This window comes from Jiangella rhizosphaerae (assembly GCF_003579925.1).
Taxonomy (GTDB): Bacteria; Actinomycetota; Actinomycetes; order Jiangellales; family Jiangellaceae; genus Jiangella; species Jiangella rhizosphaerae.
In genome coordinates this window covers 1-699 of the sequence record NZ_QUAL01000208.1, presented here as the reverse complement: position 1 = coordinate 699, position 699 = coordinate 1, and the positions used below count along the sequence as shown (strand labels likewise).

The following is a 699-nucleotide window of genomic DNA, read 5'->3' as shown; positions in this document are numbered from 1 at the left end:
GCCCACCCGCGGCGCCGGGCCAGCCGGAGCGCGGCGTCGACGTCGGGCGCCCCGGCCGCTGTGCCGGTCGCGCCGAGCGCGTAGACGCCGGGCTTGGCCAGCCGCACACCCAGCCGCAGCGCCAGCGCCGCCATCGGCCAGCCCGCGTTCGGCGACGGGGTCAGCGCGGCCTCGGCGCGCAGCCGGCCCCAGGCCACCCGGCGCCCGGCCAGCAGCACGCCCGTGACCCGGGCAGGGACGAGGTTGAGCAGGTCGTCGGCGCGGGCAGCCACCCGCCCGGCGTGGTTCCAGCGCGGCGTCCGGTAGCCCCACACGGCGTCGGCGGTGTTCGCGAACCGGTACACGGCCGCCGCCGGCAACCCGCCCACGGCGTACCAGAACAGCGGCGCGACGACGGAGTCGGACAGGTTCTCGCCGAGCGACTCGACGGCCGCCTGCCGGATCTCCTCGGGCGTCAGCGCGGACACGTCGCGGCTGACGATGCGCCCCACCGCGGCCCGGCCGGCCGCCACGCCGCCGGCGGTGAGCGCCCGCTCGACGCCCGCGACCTCGTCGAGCAGCATCCGGTGCGCGAACAGCGGCCACAGCGCCGTGCCGACGACCAGCGGCCGCACCCGCGACGGCAGGCGGGCCGCCACCCGCGACACCGCGACGCCCGCGCCGTACGCCGTCGCCGCGCCGGCCACCCATGCCAGCCCG

The 699-nt window shown here is 80.0% G+C and carries 1 protein-coding gene; it reads right to left on the bottom strand.

What is annotated here, in order from left to right:
• On the bottom strand, positions 1-699 hold a 699-nt coding region (locus DY240_RS22475), incomplete at both ends, for a CobD/CbiB family cobalamin biosynthesis protein (protein ID WP_147375446.1).